The 518-nt window shown below is 21.4% G+C and carries 1 protein-coding gene; it reads right to left on the reverse strand.

Annotated features, from left to right (window positions below; all coding sequences use genetic code 11):
* On the reverse strand, positions 1–440 hold a 440-nt coding region (locus R4K56_RS14740; RefSeq protein ID WP_335773224.1), incomplete at its 3' end, for an Rpn family recombination-promoting nuclease/putative transposase.
* Between the last annotated feature and the right edge of the window lie 78 nt (positions 441–518).

Here is a 518-nt window from a genome sequence, read left to right on the forward strand (position 1 = left end):
ACATTATGATTTTCAGTATCTATTAATTTAAAACATCTATGCGGCTTACCTTCATCATAAAAGTCCATATTAAAGTTAACAAAATTAATACTTATAACCTGACTAATAGTATCATAAGGTTCATTTTCATTAATTTCGCTTACCACATTTTTTGATATATAATAAAATATTCTTTTTACAAAATCAATATTTCCAGATAATTGTATCTCTATAATTATTTTTTTATTATCCTTTGTTCTAGCTTTAACATCAAGAACAGATTCTTTAAGATTAATATTTTCTGGCAGATTATGAGGATTTATAATTTCCAAATTATGTACTTCATCAAATTTTGAATCTCTAAGTACACAATTTACTATATTTTCTAATATATCCTCATTACCAAGAGAACCTAAAAGGTAACGTACAAAATAATCGTTCATTCTATTAATATTTCTCATATAAAGATTATAACAAAAAGACTATAAAAGTAAATGTTTTATATTTTAATTCATAAATATAAAGTTTATAAAAATTAT

Source organism: Brachyspira pulli, from assembly GCF_036997785.1.
Taxonomy (GTDB): domain Bacteria; phylum Spirochaetota; class Brachyspiria; order Brachyspirales; family Brachyspiraceae; genus Brachyspira; species Brachyspira pulli.